This window comes from Gemmobacter sp. 24YEA27 (assembly GCF_030052995.1).
In the GTDB taxonomy this organism is placed as follows: Bacteria; Pseudomonadota; Alphaproteobacteria; order Rhodobacterales; family Rhodobacteraceae; genus Pseudogemmobacter.
Map to the genome: position 1 here is coordinate 34397 of NZ_JASJPW010000006.1, position 26906 is coordinate 61302.

Sequence of the window (26906 nt, forward strand, 5' to 3'; positions counted from 1 at the left end):
CTGCCCGTCCTGAACCATGTGATCAGGACGGGCCTAGCATCGGGCGGATGCGGCGGGCTGCCCCCATATGGGTGAAGACCCCGCCCGACAGCCTCGGAAACTGACATGGCGCGCGGTTCGCCCCCCCTTACGGGCGAGGTGATGCCGGGCTGCACAGGGCAAGACCCGGTGAAGACCTGATGGGGGGACAGGCGTGATGTCAGTCGGGATCGGGGTCCGTCAGACCGATGGCCATGCGGATAAGCTGGGGCTGGCCATTCGCGCCGGTCTTCGAGAAGACAGATTTCAGCTGGCTGCGCACCGTCTCGACCGAAAGCGAGGCTGCCGTCGCGATTTCAGCCGGCCGCTGTCCGTCAAGGATGGCGGTGAGAACCCTCGTCTCGGCAGGCGTCAGCCCATAGCGCCGGGCAAATTCAAGCGCCGGTGCAGCGGTCCGCGCCAGAACCGGAGTGAATACGGCAGCCACGGTCTGGCCGCTGAAGGCAATGCCCCCTTCGTTCTGGCCAACCGGCATCAGGGTGATCCCGAAACCGCCATCCTGCAGGGTGACGGGCAGCACGGCCCGCGGGCCACGCAGCATCTGTTGCAGCGCGCTCTGGATATCGGGATTGCGAAACCGCAGCGTCGCATTTGGCCCAAGGCTCGCCGCGCGGCCATCTGCCAGGTATTTTTCGGCGGCGGGGCTGACATGGCTTGCCCGGCCCACCGGATCGACCAGCACAAAGCCGACACCGCCCGCTTCGCTCAGCCAGCCGGTCAGTTCAGCGCCGATGCCGGAGTGATGGTTGCGCCGGTAAAACTCCGACGCGCGGCGCAGATGCGGGGCAAGGCGGCTCAGAAGCCTGGCCCGCGCGGCATTGCGTTCCTCATCGACGTCGCCGCTGAGGGTGGACAGCAGCAGGAAACGGCCTTCGGTGCGCTCGATGGTCACGCCGACCCCGGTTTCCTGGTCAAAGCGGCGCAGGAAATCGTTGTAATATTCGGTACGGTGAAACCTGTCGCGCGCGACCAGCTGCTCGCCGACGATCGCTGTGCCGACAGGGGTGCGCCCGACCTGCCACATCCAGGGATTCAGGGCCCCGTAATGGCTGAGATAATCGCGTTGCGCGACATCCGGGATGCCCGACTGAAGGGTGACGGCGCCCCTGCCGCTCTGGCTGTCATGAAAGAAAAGCGTGGCGCATTCCACATCCGCCAGTACCGCAAGACGACCGATGAATTCCTCCCAACGGGTCTCTCGCAACAGAGAGGCATAGATCAGGGGAATAAGCTCGTCGGCAGCATCCATGGGCGGCGACAATCCCTTCTTCGACTGGCTCTGGTGGAAATGAAAATCACATCAAAAGGACGCCAGATGAAACTGACGCCAGATGAAACTAAAGACTATATCTGCTGCATTTATACTGACCGCAGTGGCGGGCTGTGTCGATGGTTTTGACGAAAATGGTGTGTCATCTCAGAAAATCGAATTGCCTGCTTCGATCAGCGCGCGCGTATAGGCATGGCGCGGCGCGTTCAGCACCTGGTCCTGTGGCCCCTTTTCGACGATCCTGCCGTCTTTGAGAACGACCAGGTCATCGGCCATCCCGGGCAGGATGCTCAGATCATGAGTGATCAGCAGAAAGGCCACCTGTTCCCGGTGCTGCAACTCTTGTAAAAGGCTCAGCACTTCTTTTTGCACCGTGGCATCCAGCGCGGAGGTCGGTTCGTCAAGTACGACGAGCTTTGGCGAGGAGGCGAAGGCGCGGGCAATCGCCACACGCTGCTTTTGTCCGCCCGAAAGCCCCGCCGGAAAGCGCGATGCCAGCTCGGGCGGCAACCTGACGAGATCAAACAGCTCTCGCATCCGCCCCCCGGGATCGGGAGAACCGGCCAGATGCGCTGCCCGTTTCAGGATATCCCCGACCCGATGCGCCGGGTTCAGCGTCGCATCGGGGGACTGGAAGACCATGCGCACAAGGTTGCGCTGTGCGAGGCTGCGGGCGTCCCCCGCTGCGGGAAGATCGCTTCCCGCCATCTCGATCCGGCCGTCTTGCAGATCATGTATGCCGCAGATCAGCTTGCCGATCGTCGACTTCCCAGAGCCGGATTCGCCGATCAGCCCCAGACAGCGCCCCGGTGCGATGTCAAAGCTGATCTCTTGCAACACGGATGTGCTCGCGTTGCGGAAGCTGTGCCCAAGGCCGCTGACGCGCAAAAGCGGGGGGGTGGCAACCGCGGCCGTCTGCCTGCCTGAAGCCGGAACCAGCGCACTGGCCAGAAGATGGCGGGTATAGTCATGCGCAGGGGTTTCGGTCAGGTGCAGGACGCTGCCGGTTTCGAGGATCTCGCCCCCGCGCATCACCGCGATCCGGTCGGCAAAGCCGCTGACGAGGCGAAGATCGTGGCTGATCAGCAGATAGGCGGTGCCGCGCCGCTGTTGCAGATCGGCCAGCAGCTCAAGGATCTCGCGCTGCACCGTGGCATCCAGCGCGGTGGTAGGCTCGTCGAGCACGATCAGGTCAGGCTCTGGCGCCAGCGCGATAGCGATGGCAACCCGCTGCTGCATGCCCCCCGAAAGCTGATGCGGGTAAAGCCCTGCCACCTGGCCGGGGTTGCGGATCTGCACCTCTCCCAGCAGTGCCAGAGCGCGCGCATGCGAGGCGGCGCGGGAGAGACCCAGCACATGGCGCGAAACCTCAGTCAGCTGCGCGCCAATGGTCATTGCGGGGTTCAGGGACGTGCCGGGATGCTGGCTGACCGCCGTGATCCGCCTGCCCCGCAACGCCCTGAGCGCGGATGGGCGCAGCGCCATCAGATCCTGCCCCATCAGGTGCAGGCCCCGCGCCTCGCGCCGCGCACCGGGGGGCAGATAGTCCAGCACCGCCAGAGCCGTCGTGCTTTTGCCACTGCCTGATTCCCCGACCAGCGCCAGCGTCTCTCCGGCGGCGAGGCTGAACGAAATGTCTTTCAGCGCAGCGACAAAGCCGGACACAGTCGGATAGCTGACCGAAAGCCCGCACACCTCCAACACTGGCCCCGTCTCCGGGCCCGGCGCGGTCCGGCCCCGGGCGGCAAATGATTCCACCGAAGCAGAAGAAATTTCCCTTTCCAGCACGGACACACGCATCGCTTTCCCTTTTCCTGCCCAGACAGAGAATAGACTACAAGTTCAGTCGTGATTAAAACCCAGACTGAGAAAATACTCAATCGAAAGCTTTGATCTTGTCCCGAAGACTTCTCCTTGCTGGCTTTTTCTACAATCCGCAGGGCAATCACCGGATTTCCTGGCGCCATGCCGATGCGCCATCAGCCGAGGTCTACGGGCTGGAATATTACGCCGGTCTCGCGCGTGAGGCCGAGGCGGCGAAGCTGGATTTCATCTTCGTGGCCGATCACCTCGCGGTCTGGACCGAGGCGAAATCCTCGCTCCACCATTACGCCAATACCCGGCTGGAGCCGATCACGCTTCTGACTGCGCTGTCGGCGCTGACTAAAGAGATCGGCCTCGTCTCGACCGCTTCTTCCTCCTATTCCGAACCCTATAATCTTGCGCGGCAGTTCGCGTCCTGGGATCATATCAGCGGCGGGCGGGCGGCGATCAATATCGTGACCTCGGCCATGGTGAGCGAGGCCCAGAATTACGGCCACGCGGATGTGTTTCGCCACGCAGACCGCTATCGTCGCGCCGAAGAATTCGTGCGCGTTCTGCGTGATCTGTGGGACAGCTGGGAAGATGACGCCCAGTTATTCGATCGCGAAAGGGGCGAGATAGCCGATCCCGCAAAGGTGCATGAGTTGCGCCACGAGGGCGAATTCTTCCGGGTGCGCGGGCCGCTGAACGTGCCGCGCCCGCCGCAGGGCCATTTGCCGGTGTTTCAGGCCGGATCCTCTGAGGATGGCAAGAATTTCGTAGCGCAACATGTGGATGTGCAATTCGTCTCGCTGCGCACCATCGAAGAGGGACTGGCATATCGTGCCGATATCAACGCAAGGCTGGCTGCGCGGGGCCGCGCGCCGGAAAGCCTGAAGATCCTGCACGGTATCCAGCCGGTGGTTGCCGCCAGCCAGGAAGAGGCGCGTGAGAAATTCGCAGCGCTGCAGGCGCTTCAGCCCGACAGGTTGTCGATTGATCTTCTGTCCACCTGGTCGGGGCTGGATCTGAGTGGTGTCGATCCCCATGGCCCATTGCCCGACCTGCCCGCCGCCGACGGCTATAAAGGCGTCCAGACCACACTGGAGCGGGTGCGCCACCATGCGCAGAAAGGCCTGAGCGTGATCGAGATCGCACGGCTGATGTCCGCTGGTGGCGAGATGCACTTTGTTGGCGGCACTCCCGTCCAGATTGCCGATGAGATTGAGGCCTGGTTTTCCTCGGGCGCGGTAGACGGGTTCAATCTGATGTTCCCGCATCTGCCCGGTGACTGGACCGATTTCACCCGGCTCGTGGTTCCCGAACTGCAACGCCGTGGCCTGTTTCAAACTGAATATGGGCCGGGCACCTTCCGCGACCGCCTTGGTCTCGCCCATGCCGAAAACCGTTTTCGCGCAACTGCGCGCTGACCCTCTTCACAAAGGTAGCCACAATGACCCGCAATACCCGCCTCCCTGCCCCGCTGCTCACGCGCCTGCGTGACGCATTCGGTCGCGATACCCGCGCCGATCTTTGGAACGTCGCGCTGGACGAACATGCAAAGGGTTATCTCGACCGCCGCAACCTGCTGAAATACGCGGGCGCGCTCGGGATAGGGTCGGCCCTTGGCGTGACTGGCCTGCTCGGCAGCACTGTCCCGGCACGGGCCGAGGGCAAGCCCGGTGGTACCATTCGCGTGGGCCTTGGCCAGCCGACGGCGGCGTTCAACCCGGTCTTGCTGACCGACAGTTCCTCGATCGGGGTGCTGAGCCAGGTCGGCGAATATCTGATCCTGGATGACGCGGAAAACGGCCTCGTACCGCAGCTCGCTTTATCCTGGGAGGCCAATGACGATCTTTCCGAATGGGTGTTCAATTTGCGCCCGGGCGTGAAATTCCATGACGGGCGCGATGTGACCTCGGCCGATGTCGTCGCGACGTTCGAGCGGCTGGCGGACCCGGAAAGCGGCTCTTCGGCACTCTCGGCCTTCCGGGGGCTCCTGTCCAAAGGGGCTACTTCGGCGAAAGATCCGCTGACGGTAGTGTTCCGCCCCGACGTGCCCAATGCAAATTTCCCCTATTACGTTTCTTCCAGCGTGGTGGCGACCATCATCCTGCCCGCCGATCACGCCGGCGATTACGAGCAAAGCTTCATCGGCACCGGCCCGTTCCGCTTTGACAGCTATCAGCCGCAGCGGGGCATCAGCTTTGTCCGCAATGAAGAGTACTGGGGCGAGAAAGCGCTGCCTGACCGGGTCGAAATCCGCTTTTACGATGACCAGCAGGCGCAGTTCCTCGCGCTGAAATCGGGCGAGGTTGATGTTATCCCCGAGGTCAACAGCCTGACCTCGACCGTCGAGCAGGATCCGGCGCTCAGGGTGCTTGCGGTTGACAGCACCCGCAATGATACGATCCACCTGCGCACCGACAGTGCTGAATTCAAAGATGCCCGCATCCGCCGGGCCTTTGCCCTGGCCATCGACCGTGATGCGGTGGTGGATGGGCTTTACAAAGGCCGCGCGCTCAAGGGAAACGATTCCATCTTCGCGCCGATCTATGCCTCCAGCGACCCCGGCGTGCCGCAAAGGAACCGCGATCTGGCCGAGGCAAGGCGGCTTTTGGGTGAGGCGGGTGTGCCCAATGGATTCAAGGTGACGCTGACCACGGAACGCGCCTATTCGATCCCGGAATATTCCGTCCTGCTGCAAAATCAGCTGAAAGAGGCGGGGATCGAGATCGAGCTGAACCTGATCCCGCAGGATGCCTATTATGGCAAGGCGGTATTCGGGGAATCGCCCTGGCTGGATTCGACGCTCGGCATCACCGATTATGGCCATCGCGGCACGCCGGATCTCATCCTGAACGCAACTCTGCGCAGTGACGGGGCGTGGAATTCGGCACAGTTCAAAAGCGCCGAATATGACGCGCTTCTGGTCGATTACGCAAAAGCGCGCGATCTTGCGGCACAGCGCGAGGCGGCGGGTAAGATCCAGCGGCTCCTGCTGGAGGAAACTCCGACAATCATCACCTATTTCAATAAGTTCATCCGCTTCTCCAGCCGCCGTGTAGAGGGGGTGCGCTTTACGGCAATCTCGCATCTGCTGCTCGCGCGCGCCTGGGTGGCCTGACGGAACGGGGGCTCCGGCCCCCACCGCTGGTGTTTTCGGTAAATGCTGCTTCGGACGTTCCTGCTGCGCAGGCTGACCACGACCCTTGTGACCCTGTTCCTCGCAAGCCTGCTGGTTTTTGCGGCCTGCCAGCTTTTGCCTGGCGATATCGGTCGGGCAGTGCTGGGGCCTTTCGCCGCGCCCGAGGCTGTGGCGGCGCTGAATGCAAAGCTGGGCACCGATCAGCCGGCGCATCTGCAGTATCTGCGCTGGCTCGGCGGGGTGTTCAACGGGTCGCTCGGCGTCTCGCTTTCGCATGGCCAGCCGGTGGCGCCGAAGCTTTGGGCGGCGATGGCGCAATCGGCGCAACTGGCGCTGGTGGTGGTCGGGCTGCTGGTGCCGCTGGCCATGGCTGCCGGTATCTGGGCGGGGCTGCGCAAAGGAAAGCTGGTTGACCGGGTGATCCTTCTGACCGGCATCTCGCTTGCAACAGTGCCGGATTTCGTCACCGCATTGCTTCTGGTGATCCTGTTCAGCCTCTGGCTTGGCTGGCTGCCGGTCTCCGGCCCGCCCGATGGCGCGGGCGCGGCCGAGACGCTGCGCCATCTGATCCTGCCCGCGCTGCCCCTGGTGATCAACCTCTTCGGCTATATCGCCCGCATCGTTCGCGCCGGCGTGATCCGTGCCAGCGAGGCCGATTTCACCCGAACCGCGATCCTGAAGGGCCTGCCATTCCGCATCGTGCTTTTGTGCCATATCCTGCCCAATGCACTGGCGCCGACGGTTGCAGTTCTGGCAACGCAGATCTCGAACCTGCTTGGCGGGATCGTGGTGATCGAGGCGCTTTTCAACATCCAGGGGCTGGGCGCATTGGTGGCACAGGCGGCTAAGGGCCGCGATTATCCGACTTTGCAGGCGGGCGTGCTGACCATGGTCGTGATTTATGGCGTGGTCACATTGCTTGGGGATCTGCTGCAACTGATCCTTGATCCGCGTCAGCGCGAAAGGCCCGGCGGATGACAAACTCCCGCGCCTCGCGCGCCCCTTTGATCATCGGCCTCGTGATCCTCGCGTTCTGGCTGTTTTGCGCGTTCTTTGCCGGCGTGATCGCGCCGCAGGATGCCTATGCCGACAATATCCTGCGCACGATGGAGCCCCCCTCGGCCGAGTTCTGGTTCGGCACCGATATGCTGGGCCGCGATGTGTTCTCGCGCGTGTTGACCGGCGCGCGCCCGATCCTGACCACCGCGCCGCCCGCAACTCTGGCCGGAGTGGCGCTCGGGGTGATCCTCGGGCTGGTCCTTGGTTATCTCGGGGGCTGGGCCGATGTGGTGTTCAGCCGGATCCTTGATACATTGCTCGCGATGCCGCTGATCGTGACCGCCATGCTGGTTCTGACCACGCTGGGCGGCTCGCCGCTGACGGTGACGCTGGTGATCATCGTGATCTACACGCCACTTGTCGCGCGCACCATTCGAGCCGCGGTCCGCGTCGAGGCGGCCAAAGACTATGCGATCTCCGCTCGGATCTGCGGCGAATCCGCCTTTGGCGTGATGTTTCGCGAGATCTTGCCCAATATCCGTCAGGTCGTGCTGATCGAGGCGATGACGCGTCTTGGTTATGCGTTTTTCACCATTTCGACGCTGAGCTTTCTGGGCCTCGGCCTGCAACCCCCTCAACCGACTGGGGGCTTGCGGTGGCCGAATCCTATGGGCTGTTGACGGCAGGCATCTGGTGGGTGGCGACCTTCCCCGCCCTCGCGATTGTGTCGCTGGTGATCTCCACCAACCTCATCGCCGAAGGGCTTGGCGCATTCGATGACTGAGAGGCCTCATGACCACATTGCCTGATTTGCCGCGCGAAGGCCTGGTGCCGCCGCGGATCGAATGGCCAACATGGGGCTTGCTGGCTTTGTGCTATGGGCTTTGGCTCTGGGCCGGGTTCTGGCTTTATCCGCTGTCCCCCGGGCTGGCGCTGATTGTCATCGGGGTCACTGTCGCGCTGCATTCCTCTTTGCAGCATGAGGTGCTGCATGGCCATCCGACCAGAAATGCGCGGCTCAACGAAGCGCTGGTCTGGCTGCCGATCGGCATCTTCTACCCCTATCGCAGTTATAAGCTGACCCATCTGCAGCATCATAATGACGAGCGCCTGACCGACCCGCATGATGATCCCGAAAGCTATTACATCGCGCTGTTCGACTGGCTCGGGATGCCGCGCATCCTTCGGGCGGCGCGGATCGCGAATAATACGCTGATCGGGCGGGTGGTGATCGGCCCCTGGTTTGCGGTGACCGGCTTTACCCTGGCCGAAATGCACCGTGTCGCGGCAGGGGATTCCAAGACCCGTAACGCCTGGGCGCATCATCTTGCAGGCCTCGTGCCGGTGCTGGCCTTCATCCAGTTCGGCATGGGGATCCCGGTCTGGCTTTATGTGCTGGTCTCGGGCTGGATCGGGCTGGGCCTTCTGGCAATCCGCACCTATTGCGAACATCAATGGGCCGAAGATCCGAATGGCCGCACGATCATCGTCGAGCGCTCCATTCTGGCGCCGCTGTTTCTTTATAACAACCTGCATTTTGTGCATCACAAGTTGCCGCGTGTGCCCTGGTATCGGCTGCCCGCCACATATCGCGCAGCGCGCGGCGACTGGGCGCGGCTGAATGGAGGCTATGTGTTTCCCAGCTATTTCAGCATCCTGCAGCGCTTCGCCTGGAAAGTGAAAGAGCCGGTTCCGCATCCGCGCTGGCGTCGAAACCGGGACGGGGAAGGGGACGCGCCATGAGCCTTGTGGTCTCTTTCGGCATGTATGACTGGCCCGAGGCCCGGGCGGCGAGTGACGCGGCATGGGCGGACATCCGGCCCGGCTTGCTTGTCGCTGGCCTTGCGGCCCCGGCCCGGCTTGTCCGTCGCAACCGCGATTTGCCACCTGTGCCTGGCGGGATCCGGGCGCCCGGGGGGCGGTTGCTGGCCCCTGATCCGGCGCAGCTTGCCCCCGATGATCTGGATTTCACGGCGGTCTGACACCATCCGGCGCTGCTCTTGGCCGAGATCTGCCATGGGGTGCTGGATTACAAAGCTTTCCCGGGGCGCGAACGTGTGGGTCAGCTGGATTACGACGGGATCGACGGCTACAGCGGTGCCGCGTATTCCAGTGCCCTGGTAATCCTCCCCTTGGTTAATGGGATGCGGCAGTAGAGTTTTCTCGTGAGCCGTGAGCCGTGAGCCGTGAGCTGAGGAGATTCGAATGAGAAAGAGCCGTTTCACGGAACCGCAGATCATGGCTGTACTTCGCCAGGCCGAGAGCGGTGTGGCCGTGCCTGAACTTTGCCGTGAGCATGGGATCAGCACGGCAAGCTTCTACAAGTGGCGTTCCAAGTATAGCGGCTTCATCGGGCACTGTTGCAAAAGTCAGCCAGCGCGACCGGCCTGGAGCGCGCGCCCGATCATATACTTGTCCAGCCAGATCAGCGGAGAGCCACGTCGCTTCAATGCAGCGTTTTATGACTTCCAGTTCGTCGTGCGACAGCGGGCGGGTTCAGGCCTGGTCATCCCAGCCTCCCAAACCCATGGATTCGCCGTGCGAATCCTGCTCGTTGGGGACTCTGCAACAACGCCGGATGACCCGCGCAAGCTGCGCGGATCAGGTCTGAACAGAAGCCCCGGCAGGGTAGCGACCAGGATTAGGTCCGCCTCGCTCCTGCCCCGACGGTTTTTCCTTTTACCCGATCCGCCAGATTCCCATTACCGGGAAATACAGGGGCTGTGGTGCCGCGCCAGAGCAGCGCTCAATAGGCCTGACGGTAAAGGGCCAGCGCGGCCTCCTCGTCCACGGTGACCGGATTATTCTGCAGCAAACGTGTCTGCAGCATCGCGTCCCTGGCGAGCATTGGCAGGCTGTCTTCCGGCACACTGACATCGCGCAGGCGGCGCGGTGCGCCGGAGCGGTCCATCAGATCCTCCATAAAGTCGACAAAGGCGGCGGCACGGGCCTGCACGCCCTCCCCGGACGGGCCTGTCACCACATCCGCCAGCTCGGCATAAAGCGGCGCGGCGGCGGCCATGTTGTAGCGCAGCACTGGTCCCAGCATCAGCGCATTGGTCAGGCCATGCGGCAGGTGGAAGTGACCGCCCAGCGGATAGGCCAGGGCATGGACCGCGCCCACGGGGCTGTTGGAAAAGGCCTGGCCGGCGAAATTCGCGCCGATCAGCATCCCCTCGCGCGCGGCGCGGTCATCGCCATTCTGGCAGGCATTGACCAGATGAGTGGCCAGAAGCCGCAGCGCTTCGCGCGCGAAGATGTCAGAGAGAAGGTTCTTCCTGTGTCGGCTGGTATAGGCCTCAATCGCATGGACCATCGCGTCGATGCCGGTCGCGGCGGTCTGCACCGGCGGCAGGCCCGTGGTCAGCGCGGCATCCAGCAGCACCCGGTCGGCATAAAGCTGTTGCGAGACGATGCCCATTTTGGTCGTCTCGCCGGTGGTGAGGATGGTGATATTGGTCACTTCCGACCCGGTCCCGGCGGTGGTGGGCACCTGCACCAGCGGCAGGCGCTGGCCGGTCACTTTCCCGATACCGTAAAGCTCGGACAGGGGCTGTTCGCTGACCAGCATAACCGCCACCAGCTTTGCGATATCCATCGAAGAGCCGCCGCCCAACCCCATCACGATATCCGCGCCCGCAGCCCGTCCCTGCGCGACACAGGCCATCAGCACCGCCTCGGGCGGATCGGCGACCACATCGTCGAACACTGAAACCGTGAAGCCATGCGACAAAAGCGAGGCCTTCGCCGCATCAAGCAGCCCGCCATCATGCAGGAATTTATCCGTTACGATCAGCAGTTTGCGCGCCGGGAACCAGTCCTGCAGCAATTCACCCATTCGGGCCGCACCACCCCATTCCACCAGCGTCGAGCCGGGGGTATCAAATGAAAAGGCTTTGATCAGATCCGTCATCTTTCGTTCCTTCCCTTGAGGAAAGCAGAAGGGGGCATCTGGCCCCCGGGGCAGTCAGCTCAGAACGCGCTGCAGAGATATTTCAGTTCGAGATAGTCCTCGATCCCGTATTTCGAGCCCTCGCGGCCAAGGCCGGATTGCTTGACCCCGCCAAAGGGCGCGACCTCGTTTGAGATCAGGCCGGTATTATGGCCGACCATGCCATATTCCAGCGCTTCGGAGACGCGGATGACCCGGCCATGGTCTCGGGTGAAAAAATAAGCGGCAAGGCCGAAGATGGTGTCATTGGCCATGGCGATGGCGTCTTCTTCAGTGTCGAAGACAAAAACCGGGGCCATCGGGCCGAACGTCTCTTCGCGGGCGACCGCCATGTCCGGGGTCACGCCGGTCAGCAGCGCCGGTTGCAGATAAAGCCCGCCGAGGCGCTGGCCGCCGGTGACGAGTTCCGCGCCCTTTTCCACCGCGTCGCGGATATGGCTTTCGACCTTATCGATGGCTTTTGCCTCGATCATCGGGCCGACATCGGTGTCTGGCAGCATCCCGTCGCCCACCTTCAGGCCCGCAATCCGTTCGGACAGCCGCGCGACAAAGGCATCATGGATGCCGCGCTGCACGAGAAGACGGTTCGCACAAACGCAGGTCTGACCGGCATTGCGGAACTTGGACACCATCGCCCCTTCCACCGCCGCGTCCAGATCGGCGTCATCGAACACGATGAAAGGCGCATTGCCGCCCAGCTCCAGGCTCAGTTTCTTAATTGTGGGCGCGCATTGCGCCATCAAAAGCCGCCCCACCTCGGTCGAGCCGGTGAAGGAAAGTTTGCGCACGACATCGCTGTCGGTCAGCACTTTGCCGATTTTCGAGGCCGAGCCGGTGACGATCTGAAACACACCCGCAGGCACCCCGGCGCGCTGTGCCAGCTCACCAAGCGCCAGCGCCGAAAGCGGTGTCAGATCGGCAGGGCGCAGGATCATCGCGCAGCCCGCCGCCAGGGCGGGAGCCGCCTTGCGGGTGATCATTGCCGCCGGGAAGTTCCAGGGCGTGATGGCCGCCGTCACACCGATGGGCTGGCGCAGCACGGTGATGCGCTGATTTGCCTTCGGCGCCGGGATCGTATCACCATAGACGCGCTTCGCCTCTTCAGCGAACCATTCGACAAAACTGGCGGCATAGGCGATCTCGCCTTTGGCTTCGGACAGCGGTTTACCCTGTTCGGCGGTCATGATGCGGCCCAGATCGTCCTGGTGCTGCATCATCAGCTCGAACCAGCGGCGCAGGATCCTGCTGCGCTCGGCCGCCGGGCGGGCCGCCCAGAGCTTCTGCGCGGCTTCGGCGGCGGCGATCACCGCGGGGATTTCGGCCGGGTCCATCTGCGGCACGTGACCGACCTCGCTGCCATCGGCAGGGTTGGTCACCACAGTCATCGCGGCAGAGGCCGCACCGACCCATTCCCCATTGATCAGACAGGCGGATTTCAACAGGCTGGGGTCTTGCAGAACTGGCATTTTGCGTCCTTCGGGCAAACAGGGCGGCAGCAACGGGCAGCCATTAGCCCGTTGCGAAAGTGGTCAGGATCGGGTGGTAAGCCGGCTGAGGTCAGTCCGGCGGATCGTGCGGCGGGCCCTGGCCATGTGTCTCTGCGGTGATCCCGGCAATGACACGCTCTGCCGCAGCTTCGATAGAGATGCGGCCATCCATCGCGGCCTTTTGCAGATAGCGGTGGGTCTGGGCCATTTCGATATTGCGGACCCTGCAAAGCAGGGTCTTGGCGATATCGACAACGGAAAGCGCGGCCTGGCGCTGTTCGGCGGCAGCGATCCGTTCCAGGTTCTTCCGGCGGCGTTTCCAGATGTCACGGCTGATCATCAGATTGGTCAGAAGGCCAAAGGGTTTTACCGGGCGCTCGATCACCGCAGCCGCCCGCAATTCCAGCACCAGTTGCAGCGTCGAGGGATCCTCATAGCCGACAAGCACAATGATCGGCGGGCTCAGATCGGTCAGGCTGGTGATCAGAACCCGGACATCGGCGCGCGCATCGGAATCGACAGTGACGATTGCCACGTCAATATCGTCGGACAGCCGCGCAGGGATCGGCCAGTCAAGACGCGGCAGGCAGCCAATGCGGATCAGGTGGGTCATCAGCGCCTCGGCCTCGCGTCCGGGCGGCAGCAGCACCAGAACCCTGGTGCCTTTCAGATCGCTGATCTTTGGCTGGCCGCTGGGCTTAGGCATGGCTGATCAGATCACCCCCGAAGCTGTGCTCGACCATATAGGGTTCGGGCTTTACCGGGGCCGTGGCATCTTCGATCACCTCAAAGGCATTCTGGTCATTAACTCTGCCAATCCGCGGCCAGAGCCAGCAGTGATGGGTCGCAGCATCGATCCGCACCTCGCCTTCGGGTGCAGAAAAACGCACATCTGCCAGCCGGGCCAGCACCGCATCCAGCGCAGGCAGCTCCGCCTGCCGCGCCGCCTGTGCGAAGAGGTGAACCTGGAAATACGCGGCTTCTGCCCCGGAGGTCAGCGCAATATCCCCGCCAAAACGGGCCTGCATCCCGGCGCGGAAGACCTGGCTTTCCGGGTTTTGCAAAGTGGAAAACCAGGGCGCCGCAGCAAGGAAGCCTTCGGACAGCTCTGCGTCCATCTGTGCAAGATCCGCTTCGTTGGTCGCGAGGCTGGCGATCACTGCCCCCCCTGCCCGGCTGCGGGTTCCGGCAAAAGCCCGGTGCAGCCGGATCGTGTCGCTGCCGACCACGGTCGAGTAGATCACATCGGGGCGCAGGGCCTCAATCTTTGCGATCACATCCGACAGGTCGTCATCCGGAGCGCCAAAGGGCAGGTAAACCTCGCCCACCACCTGGCCCTCGGCCTGCTCAAAGAGATCGCGCATGATGCGGTTGGATTCATGGGCAAAGACGTAGTTATTGCCAATGAAGAACACCCGCCTGCCATGATGGCGCAGCAGATGCCGCGCCAGCGGGACCGAGTTCTGGTTAGGTGCGGCACCGGTATAGATGCAATTCCGCGAGAATTCGAACCCTTCATAAAGCGTCGGGTAGAACAGCAGCGCCTCGCGGCTTTCAACGACAGGCAGCACGGCCTTGCGTGAATGGGACATATGGGTGCCGAACAGCACCCGCACGCCATGGTCATCGGCCAGCTTTTCCGCCGCGAGACAATAATCATCCGGATGCGGCCCGACCGGCAGCCGGCAGGGCTCCAGCGGCAGGCCGTTGATGCCGCCCGCCGCATTCACCTCGTCAATCGCCAGCAAGGTCGCACAGGCCTGGCTGTGTTCGACCGCCGAAGTCTGGCTCGTCTCTGAGAAGAGCAGTCCGACGGGCCAGCTTTCCCGCCGCGTATTGAGAAGTTGCATCACAGCGTCTTCCAGTCGAAGGCCGCTTCCCAGGCCGCCGCCGCGCGGTAAAGCAGCGCCTCGGCGTGATCGCGCCCGACCAGCATCATTCCGACCGGCAGGCCTTCGGCCCGACCGCAGGGCAGACTGATCGCGGGCAGGCCGGTGGCATTGAACGGGGCGGTATTTGCGTTCATCTCCAGCGCGCGTCCGACCCATTCCGCCGGACCGCATCCCGGTTCGGGCAGTTTCGGGGCCTTGAGGGGAACGGTCGGCATCAAAAGCATGTCGTAATCCGCAAGCACCGCCAGATAGGCCGCCTTGAGACGGCGGACCAGGTTCTGTGCCTTGCCATAGGTCTGCCCCCGATACTGACCCCGGAAGTAATGCGCCGCAAGCAGAACCGATTTCACATCATCGGGAAAATCCGCCGCATGATCGCGCCAGTCGCTTTGCGCCCGCATCAGGCTGGTGACGTAAAGCCCCTTCCAGTTGGAGCCGTAATTCAGCCCTTCCATCTGGGCGACCGTGCCTTCGGTGGCAATCGGTGTCCAGATCGCATGGCCCTTGCGGTGCAGCGGGATTGAGACTTCGTCGACGGTGGCGCCCAGCTTGGCAAGGCGTTCTGCCCCCGCCCTGACCGTCCTGTCGATATCGGGTTCGGAATTCGGCCAGCCAAAGCCCTCGGGGATAACTGCGACACGCAGGCCTTTGGCCCCCGCCGCAAGCCCTTCGCTGTAATCCGTGGCGGCAGGCAGTGCCTGCTGGCGCGGATCAAGCCCGTCCGCCCCGGCAATCGCGGTCAGAACCCGCGCATTGGTCGCGACATTGCCCGACATTACCCCGGCATGGTCCAGCGTCATCTCGACCGGCATCACCCCTGTATAGGGCACCAGCCCATGCGTCGGTTTCATGCCGACAAAACCGGCATAGGCCGCCGGGATCCGCACGGATCCGCCCTGATCGGTGCCGATAGCGGCATCGACCAGGCCCGCAGCCACCAGCGCCGAACAGCCCGAGGAAGACCCGCCCGCCGAGCGCGTCTCGTCATGGGGGTTGCGCACCGGGCCCTGCGCGCCGGTATGGCTGCTGCCCGAGACGCAGAAATATTCACATTGCGCCTTGCCCTCGATCACCGCGCCGGCATCCAGCAGCCGGGTGACAAGCGTCGCGTCCACATCCGGCACATAGCCGCGCAGGGTCGAGGCGCCATTCATCATCGGCACGCCCGCCAGCATGACATTGTCTTTCAGCGCCATGCGCAGCCCCGAAAGCGGGCCGCCCTGCCGCCCCTCGACCCGGGTTTTCACATACCAGGCGTTATAGGGGTTCTCTTCCGGCGTGGGGTAATGGCCGGGGGTTCGCGGATAACGCAGTTCGGGCAGTTCCGGGGTCAGCGCATCGACGATCGCGTAATCTTCGGCCACGGCCTCCATCAGGGTGGTGAAGGTGGTCAGCTCGTCTTCGCTCAGCCCGAGGCCCAGATCCTGATCTGCGGCCAGCATATCGTCGAAATTGGGTTTGCGGATGGTCACGTCTCAGCCCTCGATCCCGATAAATGCCCTGGCTTCCTCTTCCGATCCGGCGGCTTTCGGGTCGATGGTCTTCGACACGCTGCCCTTGTCGACCGCCAGAACGCGGTCACAGATCGACCAGAGGAAATCGATGTCCTGTTCGACCAGAATGATCGACAGGTCCTTTTCTTTGCGCAGACGGATCAGCACATCGATGATCTCGTCGCAGATATTGGGCTGGATGCCCTCGGTCGGCTCATCCAGCAGGATCAGATCCGGCTCGCCGCAAAGGCAGCGGCCAAGCGCCAGAAGCTGCTGCTCGCCGCCCGAAAGCATGCCCGCAGGGCGTTCCAGCAGCGGCACGAGGCGCGGCAGCAGGTCAAGCACTTCGGCGATCCTCTCGCGGGCGGCGCGGAATTTCTTCACACAGCCCATGCGCAGGTTTTCCTCAACGCTGAGCAGCTTGAAAAGTTGTTTTCCCTGCGGCACATAGCCGATCCCGGCGCGGGCACGCGTCTGCACCGGCTTGCCCGTGAGCCTATGCCCCCCCTTGCGGATCTCGCCCGCCCAGTTCGGCAATTCGCCCATAATGGCACGCAAAAGCGTGGTTTTGCCCATGCCGTTGCGACCCAGAAGCCCGATACATTCACCACGGGCGAGCGTCAGATCGACCCCCCGCAGCACCGGCACACGGCCATAGCCCGATTTCAGACCGCTTACCTCAAGCATCTGCATTCTCCTTGCGGCCAAGATAGGCGGCCCGCACCTGCGGATCCTTTGAGATCTCAGTGAAACTGCCCTCGGCGATCACTGCGCCGCGCTCGAATACGGTGACGCGCTCGCCGATCAGGCGGATGAAATCCATGTCATGTTCGACCACGATCACTGCGCTGTGCTGTGTGATGTCGCGGATGATTTCGACGGTTTTCAGGCTCTCGCTATGGGTCATGCCCGCCGCCGGTTCATCAAGCAGCGCGACGGCGGGTTTCATCGCCAGCATCTGGCCCAGTTCGACCCATTGGCGCTGACCATGCGCCAGTTCAGCACAGGCGCGATGGCGCAGATCGCCAAGGCCGATATGGTCCAGTACATCGGTCACAACCCCGGCAACCGCCTTGCCCCGCACCCGCCGACGCGCCGCCATGTCGATGTTTTCCTGAACGCTCAGCCCCTCGAAAAGGCTGGGCACCTGGGTTTTGATGCCGATCCCGAGCCGGGCGATCTGCCAGGGTTTCAGCCCCGCCAGCGGCTTCTCCCTGAACGTCACCGCGCCGCGTGTCGGCGCATACTGGCCCGAGAGCAGCCGGAAGAAGGTGGTCTTGCCCGCACCATTCGGCCCGATCAGGCAGCGCAGCTCGCCCTGGCGCAGCTCGAAATCCACCGCCTTGACCGCGTCGACACCGCCAAAGCTGATGCCAAGGCCCCGGGCCTGAAGAATGATCTCGCCGCTCATGCGCTCTGCTCCGTTTCGGCTTTGGGCTTGCGGCGGAACAGGCCCGTGATCAGCGGCACGATCCCCTGCGGCACCAGGAGGACGAAGAAGGTCAGCACAAGGCCCAGCACCAGATTGACCTGCACAACCTGCTGGGTGCCCAGTTTCGTCGTGGCCCATTGCAGCGCGATACAACCCAGGATCGGCCCGATCAGCGTGCCGCGCCCGCCCACGATCACCCAGATGATGATCTGCGCCGATTGCACGAGGCTGAAGATGGTCGGGCTGACAAAAGCGCCCCAATTGGCGAAGAGACAGCCGCCAAGCCCCGCCAGCGCCCCGCCGAGGGTAAAGGTGATCAGCTTCGATTGCGCCACATTATAGCCCAGCAGCTCGGCCCGGACCTCGTTCTCGCGCACGGCGATCGCGGTCTTGCCGGGCGTTGTCTTCAGGTAGAGCGCGATGGCGACGATCGCCGCGACGATCACGATGACCGTCAGGCGGAAGATCTCGGCCGGATCCAGCGGTATCCCACCCGGCCAGGCCAGCGTCGGTATGCCGGTCATGCCGTTGAAGCCTCCGAGCAGCGCCGATCCGATGCGGTATTGCGGCCCCGAGGTAGAGTTGATCAGGTTGAAGAGGATCAGCGTCACCGCCAGTGTGATGACCCCGATGTAGATGTCATTGATGCGGCCATAGAACATGAAATAGCCAAGCACCGCCGCGAAAGCTGCGGGCACTGCCACGGCAATGGCCAGCGCAGCTATGCCTGGGCCGAAATTAATCGCCCCCACTGCCCAGGCATAGGCGCCCAGGCCGAAAAAGGCGGCCTGGCCGAGGCACATGATCCCGCCTTTGCCCCAGACAAAGGCAAGGCTCAGTGCCAGCACCGCCATGATGAGATAGGCGGTGAATTCATAGATGGTGAAGAGCTCCAGCCAGCCCGGGGCCAGTAGTCCCAGCACCAGAGCTGCGAAAAGCAACGTGGGTTGCAGGATGCGGGTCATCAGATCGACCTCCTGAAGAAGCGGCCGGTGATGCCCTGCGGCAGGATGCGGATCAGCACGATGGCAGTAAGCAAAAGCGCGACCTCACCGATCACCGGGGTGAAGACATAGGTGAAGATCTGCCCCACCGACCCAAAGAGGACCGAGGCCGAGAGGTTGCCGGCGATCACCGCCGCCCCGCCCGAAATCACCGTGATGAACGACTTTGCGATGTAAGAGGCACCGATGGTCGGTATCACCCCGGTCAGCGGCGCAAGGGCGGCCCCGCCAAGTCCCGCAAGCGCGGCCCCCAGGCCGAAGGTCAGCGCATAGATCCGGCGCGGCTTGCCGCCAAGGGCTGCAACCATTTCGGCATTTTGCGTAGTAGCCCGCGCCTGCAGGCCAAAGGTTGTCAGTTTGAACAGGCAAAACAGCCCGGCGAACACCGCCAGCGCCAGCGCGATCAGAAAGATCACATAGCCGCTGACGGAGTAGTCGCCGATGCTGACGCTTGGAAGCGGCGTCGGAATCCCCGTGGTCGTATTGCCCACCAGCATGGTCATGCCACCGATCAGTGCAAGGCTGATCCCCCAGGTTGCCAGCATGGTATCAATCATCCGCCCGTAAAGGTGACGGATGACCAGCCATTCCAGCGCCAGGCCGACCATTCCCACCACAAGGGGGCCAGGATCAGCGCGCTGATCCAGAAGTTCAGACCGGCATAGTTGGTGCCATAGATTGCCACATAGCCGCCGAGCATAAGAAACTCGCCATGGGCCATGTTGATGACCTTCATCATCCCGAAAACCACCGCCAGACCGATGCTGATCAGCACCAGAATGGCAATGGACCCCAGGATTTCGATCACGAGGACGGACGCGAAATCCATGCTTTTTCCTTAGAAATCGATGACGTATTGCTGGTTGTCATCCGGGTTTGCGATCAGGTCGCAGACCAGGGCGGTGTCAGCCGGAGGCTGCTGCTCAAACGTCTCGACCGGAATCAGGCCGCCGTTTTCGACCCGCGCGATATGCACATCCATCGTGGTGTGATGGGTTTTCGGATCGATGGTGACGCGCCCGCTGGGGGCATCCAGCGAAATGCCAGTCTCCAGCGCCTCGATCACCGAAAGCCGGTCGGTGGTTCCCGCCTTTTCAACGCCCGCCGCCCAGAGACGGAAGCCCTGATAGGCGCCCATGCCCAGCTCGGTGATATAGGGGTAATCCGCGCCGAATTTCGCGTGGAAATCAGCGACGAACTGCTGGTTCAGCGGATTGTCCAGCTCCTGCAGATAGTTCTGGCAGACCATGATACCATCGGATTCCGCAGGCGTCAGGATCACATGCTCATTGCCGCCCGCGAAGGTGGTCGAGGACATCGGGATCTTGCCCAGCATCCCCGCCGCCTTCCACTGGCGATAGAAGGAGATATGCGCGCCGCCGACCAGTGCCGACCAGACATAATCGGGTTTTGCCGCCTGGATCTTCGAGATCGAGGTCTTGAAATCGGTCACATCCATCGGGAAGAACTCGACGCCCAGCACCTCGCCACCGTGATCGGCGGTGTATTTCTTGACCCAATCGGCGATGATCTGGCCATAGTTGTAATCGGCGGCGACGATGTAGACCTTGCCGCCATTGTTCTTGACCGAATAGTCGACCAGCTTTTCAACGGTCTGACCCGGGGTCACGCCGGTTGCGAACATGTTGCGGTCGCAGACGCCGCCCTCATACTGGTTGGCGTAAAAGTAAAGCGTGTTGAACTGCCGCATGATCGGGCGGACCACTTCGCGCGAGGCCGAGGTGATACCGGCAAAGACCACCGCCGGTTTATCAGACAGCGCTGCCTGACGGGCGAACTGCGCGTAAAGCTGCATATTCGACTGCGGATCATAGATGCTGAGTTTCACCTCACGCCCCAGCAGCCCGCCCTTTGCATTTTGCTCATCTACGGCAAAGCGCAGCGCGTCAACGATGGGCTGGCCGTAGGATTCGAGCCCCCCCGACTGGTCGTAAAGGGCGGATACCGTGATCGGCCCCTCCTGCGCAAAGGCATGGGCCGAGGTGAGGCTGAGGGCAGTTGCAGCGCCAAAGGCGCCCAACGCCTGACGGCGGTTCATGGACATGGAAGCTCCGGTGTTGGGGGAAGGGCCGGCAACAGGCCAGGTGCTGCGCAAGCAACAGACAGCAACGCAAATGGTGCCAGACGTCCTGATCAGTGTGGTAGTTTTGATTTTGAAGCCAGATCTGCGGACCCGTTTGTCCTGATCCTGGCTCGATACTGAACGGTGCAACGCAGTTGTCGCAGCAGAATCAGGATTCCGCCTCGCTCGCCGCGCATGCTAGTTATCTTGCTGTCCGCTGTAAAGATACCGACAGAAAATTTCCTCCGCCAGGGTATTGCCGTGCCGATAGCTGCGCCATCGGGCCAGTTGCAGTGCGAAGGTTTGGGCAAACTCGGCTGGGGTCTGCCCATATGTATCTGCCGGCTCTTGTTCACAATCGATAGTTCAGCACGACTTCGGAAGCCACTCACATGTACCCTGCTCGATCAGGAAGCAGAGGATCTGGTTGATCGGCGCTGTGCGGCGCGAGACGAGCCGCGCGCGAGCCCGGTGCAGCACCTGCTGGTCGAACTGATCCCGGGTCTTCTCTGAAACCCCGCGCGGATTGGGGCGTAGCGCTGCTTCGGCATTGGTCTCGGCATCTGAACTTCTGCCGGTTTCGTGGACACGAATATAGGATGATCGTGACCAGGGAACTGGAGAATGGATATGACGAGACGGAAGTTCAGCGGTGAGTTTAAGATCGAGGCCGTCAGGCTGGTGACGGATCGTGGTGTGGCGGTTGCTAAGGCCGCGCGTGACCTTGATATTGCCCGAAGTATTCTTCGGCGGTGGATGCCGGAACTGACCGCGACACCGGCCACGGCGCTTCTCGGGAACGGGCCGATCGGGCCGGGTTTTCAGCCTTGAAGAAAGAGGTCGCACATCCTCGCACGGAGCGTGACATGCCTCGAAGAAAGCGGCAGCTTTTTTCGCGTGAGAGACGATATGAGGTTCGCCTTCATTGCCAGGCATCGTCATATCCGGCCAGTCAGCTGGCTCTGCGAGGGGCTGGAGGTCTCGCGGTCCGGTTTCCATGCCTGGCTGACCCGCCCGACCAGCCCTCGCGAGTGCTATGACGCCAAACTCGTCACGGCGATCGAGGCGAGCTTCAAGGCCAGAGACCAGCCCTGTGGCGCGCGTCGCATCTGGCGCGATGTTATGGAAATGGGGTTGGTCGGCGGCCTTCACCGGATCAAACACCTTGGGCTGCGGGTTCTTTGCTGTGGAGGGAATTCCACTCAAGTGATGAGGACGATTGCCGCGCCCCGTGCCCGTGGTTTCTTGTGCCGTGACCGGGATCGCTGAGGCCGCTTTCGGGGAGGGTTGCGGTGGGTCTAAGCGGGCGGGCAGCTTTTGTCACCGGGGCCCGGGTCGTCACCAGACCGGCGCGCGACTGTTACAACGCCGTTCGGTGACAGCGCGGACTGAGGCAGCTGTTCACCTTGCGCGATGGTCGCGGGCGCGGCCCGACTCGCTGTGAACCGCCCATCTTTCCTGACCAGCATGGCCTGCTGGTTTCTTTGAGCTTCGTAACTCCCGGCGCCCCGGATACCCGGCTGAGCCACCGAACGGGCACGGTATTGGCGCGGACCGGGGCGGAGGGTATCATCCGTCGCTGTGGCTTTAGGTCCTTTTGCGAGGCGCAGTGTCATGGCGCTGCCTTTCTGATTATGTGCTGGTGCCGGGACCGTCACGACGATGCGCGCCGCGCGGCCGATATTGGCTGCAAGGTGACGATGCATCTCTGTGGCATTACGACGGCGGTGCTGGCCGAAGTGACAGAGGGCGGCCGGAACATGCGCCAATGCGGGCGGCAGAAGCGGTCATGGCCGCGAACGGGAGAGGACAGAATGACTGAGAGGATCAGCCTTGAGAATGGCTCTGTGACGGCGGAAATCGCTGTTATGGGGGCCGAGCTGCGATCGTTGAAACACGGCCCGCGCGAGGTATTGTGGCAGGCCGACCCGGCATTCTGGGGCCAGTCGAGCCCGCTGCTCTTCCCGATCTGTGGCCGGGCGATCGACAATCGCGTCAGCGTTGACGGGGTCGATTATCCGATGACCATCCATGGCTTCGCGATGGAAAGCCGGTTCACGCTGGTTGAAAGCACTCCCGACAGCTGCACTTTCGCCCTCGTGGCCGATGAAACCAGCCGCCGTCTCTATCCTTTCGCGTTCCGGCTGGAGCAGAGCTACCGGCTGGAAGCCGACCGGCTTGACTGCCGGACACGGGTTGAAAACACCGGCACCCGGCCGATGCCCTTCAGCTTTGGCTATCACCCCGGCTTTGCCCTGCCCTTGCCGGGTGTGGCTGGCGCTCATGAGGTGCGGCTCCTGAACGGTGCCGCGCCCGCGCCTGCGGAACAGCGCGAGAATTTCCTGACCGGCGGTCAGATTGCCACACCATTTGAAGCCGGGCGGCTGGAGATCCGGGACGAGACCTTCTTCCCGTCCTCCTCGATCATCCTCGCCCGGGGTGCAGGCGAGGGGCTGTTTTACGGCTCGGGCGACCGGGGGCTGGTGATCCGCTGGCAGGGCCTGGAGAATCTGGTCCTCTGGCGCCCGCAGCAGGCCGGGTTTCTCTGTGTTGAGCCCTGGCAGGGCCTGCCCGGCCAGATTGGCGCCGGGCCAGAGCTGGCAGCGCGGCCCTTCAGCCTTACCCTGGCCCAGGGTGAGACGCGCGAGTTCGGTCTTTCGGTCGATATGGCGGCGCTTTAACCCCTGCCCTATCTGGCACCGCGCTCAAAGCTTTCGCCAAGGGCTGCGGGCAGGCTCGCCTTGCGGCCGGCGACCAGCAGCACCAGCATGACCATGGCGAAGGGCAGCATCTGGATCACATCGACCGGCACATTGACGCCCGCGACCTGAAGCGCGGTTGTCATCGAAAGGCTTGCGCCAAACAAGAGCGCGCCGCCCAGCACCCAGAGCGGGCGTCCCCGCGCCAGCATCGCAAGCACGATGGCGATGAAGCCATTGCCATGGCTCATGAAGGGAATGAAGACGCCCGCCACTGCAACTGACATGAAGGCCCCGCCAAGGCCGGCCAGTGCTCCGGTGGTCAGCACCGCCAGCGCGCGGGTGCGGATCACATCGACGCCAGCCGCATCCAGCGCCGCAGGTTTGTCGCCCGCCGCCTGCAAAGCCGATCCGAGATGGGTCATGCGGTAGATCCAGGCGAAAACCGCGACCAGGATGACCGCAAGATAGACCACCGGATTATGGCTGAAGAACATCGGCCCGAGGACCGGGATATCGGCGAGGCCGGGGATGCGCCAGCTCTGCATCCCGTCAAGCCTGGGATAGGATCGCGAGAATTGCACGAAATGCAACAAAGCGGTGAGCCCCTGCACCAGCAAGGTCAGCGCGATGCCAATCACGATCTGGTTCAGCCCCAGGATGACGCAAAACACCACCATCAGGCTTGCCACCAGCGCCCCCGCCCCCGCGCCGCCGGCAAAACCAAGGGCGGAACTTCCGCTGGCCCAGGCGGTGAGGAACCCGGCATAGGCCCCGGCGAGGATCATGCCCTCAAGGCCGATATTCAGCACCCCCGCTTTTTCCGAAAGCTGCTCACCGAGGCCCGCAAGCAATAGCGGGATCCCCGCCATGACGGCGCCAAGGAAAAGCGTGATGAGGAAGGTTTCCGTGAACATCAGGTCCTCAGTCTCTGGCACGCGCGCGGCGGCGCTTGTCGGCATATTCGGCAAGGCCGAGGGTGATCAGCAACAGCGCCACGATGACGAGCGAGAAGAAGCTCGGGACACCGAGGCGGCGCGCAGCACTTTCTCCGCCGATGGTCAGGGCGGAAAAGAGGAAGACATAGGCGATGGATCCGAACCCGTTCAGCCGCGCCAGGAAGACCAGCGGCACCACGGTCAGGCTATAGGCCGGGTTCCAGTCGGCGCGCACATTGCCTTGCGTTCCAAGAATATCGACCGCGCCCGACAGGCCCGCAAGCGCGGCGGAAATCGCAAAGACCGCGATGGTCAGTTTCGGAACCGACAGCCCGGCATGGATCGCCGCGCGCGGGTTCGCCCCCACGATCCGCAAGCGCATCCCGAAGGCCGTCCGCGTCATCATCAGATGCACGAGGATCACCACGACCAGCCCGATGATCAGCCCCGAAGAAACCGTCGTGTCGAAAAGACGCGGCAGCCGCGCCTCGACCGGCAGCGTCCTTGTCTGCGGCGTGGTGGTGGCGGGGTCGAGAAACGCAAGCTTCACCAGCACATTGGCGAAAGAGACGCCCAGAAAGCTCATCATCAGCGTGGTGATGATTTCATTGATGCCCTGACAGGCCTTGAGGATCGCCGGCAGCACCGACCAGGCGGCGCCAATCACCGCCCCGATGACAAGGCCCGTGGCCAGAACCAGCCAGACCGGCATACCGGCGGCAAACATCAGCGGCGTCAGCGCGGCGACCAGCACGGCGGCCAACAGAAACTGCCCGTCGCCGCCGAGATTCCAGATCCCGGCCCGGAAGGCAACGATCAGGCTCGCTGCAATCAGAAGCAGCGGCCCCATCCGGGTCAGTGTCGCTTCCAGCCCCGAGGGTCTGAAAATCGAGCGTTCTACCACAAAAGCGTAGTAATCCAGCGGGTTGACCCCCATCGTAATCAGGATCAGCGCGCCAAGCGCCAGTGCCGCCAGCAAAGGCCCGATCAAAAGGCCCAACATCCAGAGCCAGTCGCGGCCCGCGCGCGCCGGCGTGGTCAGGCTTGTGTCGCTCATGCGCTGTCTCCCGCGCTCATCAGCCGGCCAATGGCGTCGCGCGCGCCGGGTCCGTTTTCCACAATGCCGCAGATGCGGCCCCGGTCGATCACCGCGATACGGTCGGCCAGCTCCAGCAGTTCATCGAGATCGGTCGAGATCAGCAGGACGGCCTTCCCCGCCTCGGCCGCGTCACGGATGCGGGCGCGGGTCGCGCGGATATTCTGCACATCAAGACCATAGGTTGGCTTGGCGAAAATCACCGCCTCGGCAGCACCCGTCAGCTCGCGCGCCAGAAGCACTTTCTGGATATTGCCGCCCGAGAGCTTGCCCACCGGGGTCTGAACGCCCGGGGTGCGGATGTCGAATTTCTTCACATGGTCTTCGGCCTGGGCGCGGATCGCCTGCGGTTTCTCGACCCCTTTCTTCCAGAAGGGCGAAGACCCTATCTCTTTCAGAAGGAAATTCACCGCGACCGGGAAAGTGGCGACGGTGCCCTCGCCCAGCCGGTCATCGGTCACATAGCGCAGCCCCGCCGCGCGGCGGCCGCCGACGGTCAGCGCGCCGATCTCGCGCCCGTTCAGCCGCACCGACCCGCGCGAGGGCACCTGGCCTGACAACGCCTCCGCCAGTTCTTTTTGCCCATTGCCGTCAATCCCCGCGATGCCGAAAATCTCGCCCTGATGCACCGCGAATGTCATATTTTGCAATGGGATACGGCCAGATCCGGCGGTCAGGCCTGCGACCTCCAGCACGACCGGCCCAGGCGTGCGCAGCGCGCGCATCGCCGCCTCGCCCTGCTCCGCGCCGCTGCCGAACATCAGCGCGATGATCCGGGCCGTGTTTTCAGCATCCGTATGCGCGCGCAATTCCTCCGGCCCGATCTCGCCCGCATTTTTCCCCAACCGCAGCACTGAAATCCGGTCACCATAAGCCAGCGCCTCATTCAGCTTATGGGTGATGAAGATGATCGCCAGCCCCTCTGCCACCAGACGGCGCATGAGTTCCCCCAGCGACACCGCCTCCTGCGGCGTCAGCATCGCAGTCGCCTCATCAAGGATCAGACAGCGCGAACCCCGCATCAATGCGCGCAGGATCTCGACCTGCTGGCGTTCGCCAAGCGACAAAGTCGCGACCAGAGCGAAAGGATCGACCCGCAGGCCAAGCCGCGCGGCGGTCTCAAGGATGCGCGCCGCCTGGCCCTCGCGGTCGGGGCGCTTCCACCAGGCACCGCCAAGGGTGAAATTATCGACAACCGACAGCGACGGCACCAGCATCGAATGCTGAAACACCGTGCCGATGCCCAATGACAATGCATGGCGCGGCGAGGTTACGGTAACGCGCTTCGCCGCGATCTCGATATGCCCCTCATCGGGCTGTTGCAGCCCGGACAGCATGCCGACCAGGGTCGATTTCCCCGCTCCGTTTTCGCCAAGAAGAACATGGACCTCGCCTGCGTAAATACTGGCGCTGACATTGTTATTGGCGATCACGCCCGGATATCTTTTCGTCACGCCTTTCAGCGCAACAACCGGGCCGGGGGTTGCAGATGACGCATCCGCCATCGCCCCTACAGATGCCTGCATGGAGTGATCCTTCATGAAAAACCCGCAGCCCCGATCTGGCCTCGC

General features: G+C 63.0%; 24 protein-coding genes and 3 pseudogenes. 9 read left to right on the top strand and 18 right to left on the bottom strand.

Annotated elements, in window-relative coordinates:
• Window positions 1–199: 199 nt before the first annotated feature.
• Window positions 200–1288 (bottom strand): helix-turn-helix transcriptional regulator, encoded by a 1089-nt coding sequence (locus QNO18_RS23235; RefSeq protein WP_283179845.1) that lies wholly within the window; start codon window positions 1286–1288, stop codon window positions 200–202.
• 168 nt (window positions 1289–1456) lie between these two features.
• Window positions 1457–3013 (bottom strand): ABC transporter ATP-binding protein, encoded by a 1557-nt coding sequence (locus QNO18_RS23240; protein WP_283179846.1) that lies wholly within the window; start codon window positions 3011–3013, stop codon window positions 1457–1459.
• Window positions 3014–3204: 191 nt separating this feature from the next.
• Between QNO18_RS23240 and QNO18_RS23245 the strand changes: the two genes are divergently transcribed.
• The 8 genes and pseudogenes from QNO18_RS23245 to QNO18_RS23280 form a co-directional block, all read left to right on the top strand.
• The gene (locus QNO18_RS23245) at window positions 3205–4542 is read left to right on the top strand and encodes an LLM class flavin-dependent oxidoreductase (RefSeq protein ID WP_283179847.1); all 1338 of its coding nucleotides are present in this window, start codon (window positions 3205–3207) and stop codon (window positions 4540–4542) included.
• A 23-nt stretch (window positions 4543–4565) separates the two neighbouring features.
• Complete coding sequence (locus QNO18_RS23250) at window positions 4566–6239, top strand: ABC transporter substrate-binding protein (RefSeq protein WP_283179848.1); 1674 nt, start codon at window positions 4566–4568, stop codon at window positions 6237–6239.
• Between the two features lie 42 nt (window positions 6240–6281).
• A complete protein-coding gene (locus tag QNO18_RS23255; RefSeq protein WP_283179849.1) occupies window positions 6282–7238 on the top strand; it encodes an ABC transporter permease in 957 nt (318 codons plus the stop codon).
• On the top strand, window positions 7235–7939 hold the full coding sequence (locus QNO18_RS23260) for an ABC transporter permease (RefSeq protein ID WP_283179850.1): 705 nt from the start codon (window positions 7235–7237) through the stop codon (window positions 7937–7939). Before QNO18_RS23255 ends, QNO18_RS23260 begins: the two co-directional genes overlap by 4 nt.
• Window positions 7915–8043, top strand: coding sequence for a hypothetical protein (locus QNO18_RS23265; RefSeq protein WP_283179851.1), 129 nt, complete (start codon window positions 7915–7917; stop codon window positions 8041–8043). Before QNO18_RS23260 ends, QNO18_RS23265 begins: the two co-directional genes overlap by 25 nt.
• Before the next feature lie 8 nt (window positions 8044–8051).
• Entirely contained in the window at window positions 8052–9002 is a 951-nt protein-coding gene (locus QNO18_RS23270; RefSeq protein ID WP_283179852.1) for a fatty acid desaturase, read from the top strand.
• Entirely contained in the window at window positions 8999–9241 is a 243-nt protein-coding gene (locus tag QNO18_RS23275; RefSeq protein WP_283179853.1) for a hypothetical protein, read from the top strand. Before QNO18_RS23270 ends, QNO18_RS23275 begins: the two co-directional genes overlap by 4 nt.
• Before the next feature lie 223 nt (window positions 9242–9464).
• Window positions 9465–9605: pseudogene (locus QNO18_RS23280) on the top strand (transposase); the annotation flags it as partial.
• Between the two features lie 35 nt (window positions 9606–9640).
• Here QNO18_RS23280 and QNO18_RS25855 read toward each other — a convergent pair.
• From QNO18_RS25855 to QNO18_RS23340, 13 genes and pseudogenes are all read right to left on the bottom strand, one after another.
• Window positions 9641–9769 (bottom strand): annotated as a pseudogene (locus QNO18_RS25855) (IS5/IS1182 family transposase); the annotation flags it as partial.
• Between the two features lie 236 nt (window positions 9770–10005).
• Window positions 10006–11172 (bottom strand): iron-containing alcohol dehydrogenase, encoded by a 1167-nt coding sequence (locus QNO18_RS23285; protein WP_283179854.1) that lies wholly within the window; start codon window positions 11170–11172, stop codon window positions 10006–10008.
• A gap of 59 nt (window positions 11173–11231) precedes the next feature.
• Window positions 11232–12677, bottom strand: coding sequence for an NAD-dependent succinate-semialdehyde dehydrogenase (locus tag QNO18_RS23290; RefSeq protein ID WP_283179855.1), 1446 nt, complete (start codon window positions 12675–12677; stop codon window positions 11232–11234).
• A 91-nt stretch (window positions 12678–12768) separates the two neighbouring features.
• Window positions 12769–13404, bottom strand: a complete 636-nt coding sequence (locus QNO18_RS23295; protein ID WP_283179856.1) for a hypothetical protein — start codon at window positions 13402–13404, stop codon at window positions 12769–12771.
• Complete coding sequence (locus tag QNO18_RS23300) at window positions 13397–14548, bottom strand: transporter substrate-binding domain-containing protein (protein WP_283179857.1); 1152 nt, start codon at window positions 14546–14548, stop codon at window positions 13397–13399. Before QNO18_RS23300 ends, QNO18_RS23295 begins: the two co-directional genes overlap by 8 nt.
• Window positions 14548–16062, bottom strand: a complete 1515-nt coding sequence (locus QNO18_RS23305; RefSeq protein WP_283179858.1) for an amidase — start codon at window positions 16060–16062, stop codon at window positions 14548–14550. The genes QNO18_RS23300 and QNO18_RS23305 overlap by 1 nt, the downstream gene beginning before the upstream one ends.
• Window positions 16063–16065: 3 nt before the next feature.
• A complete protein-coding gene (locus QNO18_RS23310) occupies window positions 16066–16770 on the bottom strand; it encodes an ABC transporter ATP-binding protein (protein ID WP_283179859.1) in 705 nt (234 codons plus the stop codon).
• Window positions 16763–17494, bottom strand: coding sequence for an ATP-binding cassette domain-containing protein (locus QNO18_RS23315; protein ID WP_283179860.1), 732 nt, complete (start codon window positions 17492–17494; stop codon window positions 16763–16765). Before QNO18_RS23315 ends, QNO18_RS23310 begins: the two co-directional genes overlap by 8 nt.
• Window positions 17491–18480, bottom strand: coding sequence for a hypothetical protein (locus tag QNO18_RS23320; RefSeq protein WP_283179861.1), 990 nt, complete (start codon window positions 18478–18480; stop codon window positions 17491–17493). Before QNO18_RS23320 ends, QNO18_RS23315 begins: the two co-directional genes overlap by 4 nt.
• Window positions 18480–19127, bottom strand: coding sequence for a branched-chain amino acid ABC transporter permease (locus QNO18_RS23325; protein WP_283179862.1), 648 nt, complete (start codon window positions 19125–19127; stop codon window positions 18480–18482). The genes QNO18_RS23320 and QNO18_RS23325 overlap by 1 nt, the downstream gene beginning before the upstream one ends.
• Window positions 19073–19348 carry a hypothetical protein gene (locus QNO18_RS23330; protein WP_283179863.1) on the bottom strand — a complete coding sequence of 92 codons (276 nt, stop codon included), beginning with the start codon at window positions 19346–19348 and terminating at the stop codon, window positions 19073–19075. The genes QNO18_RS23325 and QNO18_RS23330 overlap by 55 nt, the downstream gene beginning before the upstream one ends.
• 9 nt (window positions 19349–19357) lie before the next feature.
• Complete coding sequence (locus QNO18_RS23335) at window positions 19358–20584, bottom strand: ABC transporter substrate-binding protein (RefSeq protein ID WP_283179864.1); 1227 nt, start codon at window positions 20582–20584, stop codon at window positions 19358–19360.
• 414 nt (window positions 20585–20998) lie between these two features.
• Window positions 20999–21169 (bottom strand): annotated as a pseudogene (locus tag QNO18_RS23340) (IS110 family transposase); the annotation flags it as partial.
• 1247 nt (window positions 21170–22416) lie between these two features.
• Between QNO18_RS23340 and QNO18_RS23345 the strand changes: the two are divergent.
• Window positions 22417–23283 (top strand): aldose 1-epimerase family protein, encoded by an 867-nt coding sequence (locus QNO18_RS23345; protein ID WP_283179865.1) that lies wholly within the window; start codon window positions 22417–22419, stop codon window positions 23281–23283.
• 8 nt (window positions 23284–23291) lie between these two features.
• Here QNO18_RS23345 and QNO18_RS23350 read toward each other — a convergent pair whose 3' ends face one another.
• Genes QNO18_RS23350 through QNO18_RS23360 form a run of 3 tightly spaced genes read right to left on the bottom strand, consistent with a single transcriptional unit; the run spans window position 23292 to window position 26861 of the window.
• A complete protein-coding gene (locus tag QNO18_RS23350) occupies window positions 23292–24218 on the bottom strand; it encodes an ABC transporter permease (protein WP_283179866.1) in 927 nt (308 codons plus the stop codon).
• Window positions 24219–24225: 7 nt separating this feature from the next.
• A complete protein-coding gene (locus QNO18_RS23355) occupies window positions 24226–25296 on the bottom strand; it encodes an ABC transporter permease (protein WP_283179867.1) in 1071 nt (356 codons plus the stop codon).
• Entirely contained in the window at window positions 25293–26861 is a 1569-nt protein-coding gene (locus tag QNO18_RS23360) for an ABC transporter ATP-binding protein (RefSeq protein ID WP_283179868.1), read from the bottom strand. The genes QNO18_RS23355 and QNO18_RS23360 overlap by 4 nt, the downstream gene beginning before the upstream one ends.
• Window positions 26862–26906: the final 45 nt, after the last annotated feature.

Bases quoted from the DNA above. Each gene is read 5' to 3' on its own strand.
- QNO18_RS23360 (WP_283179868.1), bottom strand. From the start codon at position 26,861: ATGCAGGCATCTGTAGGGGCGATGGCGGATGCGTCATCTGCAACCCCC.
- QNO18_RS23270 (WP_283179852.1), top strand. From the start codon at position 8,052: ATGACCACATTGCCTGATTTGCCGCGCGAAGGCCTGGTGCCGCCGCGG.
- QNO18_RS23315 (WP_283179860.1), bottom strand. From the start codon at position 17,494: ATGAGCGGCGAGATCATTCTTCAGGCCCGGGGCCTTGGCATCAGCTTT.
- QNO18_RS23350 (WP_283179866.1), bottom strand. From the start codon at position 24,218: ATGTTCACGGAAACCTTCCTCATCACGCTTTTCCTTGGCGCCGTCATG.
- QNO18_RS23260 (WP_283179850.1), top strand. From the start codon at position 7,235: ATGACAAACTCCCGCGCCTCGCGCGCCCCTTTGATCATCGGCCTCGTG.
- QNO18_RS23235 (WP_283179845.1), bottom strand. From the start codon at position 1,288: ATGGATGCTGCCGACGAGCTTATTCCCCTGATCTATGCCTCTCTGTTG.
- QNO18_RS23355 (WP_283179867.1), bottom strand. From the start codon at position 25,296: ATGAGCGACACAAGCCTGACCACGCCGGCGCGCGCGGGCCGCGACTGG.
- QNO18_RS23250 (WP_283179848.1), top strand. From the start codon at position 4,566: ATGACCCGCAATACCCGCCTCCCTGCCCCGCTGCTCACGCGCCTGCGT.
- QNO18_RS23300 (WP_283179857.1), bottom strand. From the start codon at position 14,548: ATGCAACTTCTCAATACGCGGCGGGAAAGCTGGCCCGTCGGACTGCTC.
- QNO18_RS23285 (WP_283179854.1), bottom strand. From the start codon at position 11,172: ATGACGGATCTGATCAAAGCCTTTTCATTTGATACCCCCGGCTCGACG.
- QNO18_RS23310 (WP_283179859.1), bottom strand. From the start codon at position 16,770: ATGCTTGAGGTAAGCGGTCTGAAATCGGGCTATGGCCGTGTGCCGGTG.
- QNO18_RS23290 (WP_283179855.1), bottom strand. From the start codon at position 12,677: ATGCCAGTTCTGCAAGACCCCAGCCTGTTGAAATCCGCCTGTCTGATC.
- QNO18_RS23325 (WP_283179862.1), bottom strand. From the start codon at position 19,127: ATGGTCGGCCTGGCGCTGGAATGGCTGGTCATCCGTCACCTTTACGGG.
- QNO18_RS23345 (WP_283179865.1), top strand. From the start codon at position 22,417: ATGACTGAGAGGATCAGCCTTGAGAATGGCTCTGTGACGGCGGAAATC.
- QNO18_RS23295 (WP_283179856.1), bottom strand. From the start codon at position 13,404: ATGCCTAAGCCCAGCGGCCAGCCAAAGATCAGCGATCTGAAAGGCACC.
- QNO18_RS23335 (WP_283179864.1), bottom strand. From the start codon at position 20,584: ATGTCCATGAACCGCCGTCAGGCGTTGGGCGCCTTTGGCGCTGCAACT.
- QNO18_RS23275 (WP_283179853.1), top strand. From the start codon at position 8,999: ATGAGCCTTGTGGTCTCTTTCGGCATGTATGACTGGCCCGAGGCCCGG.
- QNO18_RS23255 (WP_283179849.1), top strand. From the start codon at position 6,282: ATGCTGCTTCGGACGTTCCTGCTGCGCAGGCTGACCACGACCCTTGTG.
- QNO18_RS23330 (WP_283179863.1), bottom strand. From the start codon at position 19,348: ATGGATTTCGCGTCCGTCCTCGTGATCGAAATCCTGGGGTCCATTGCC.
- QNO18_RS23320 (WP_283179861.1), bottom strand. From the start codon at position 18,480: ATGACCCGCATCCTGCAACCCACGTTGCTTTTCGCAGCTCTGGTGCTG.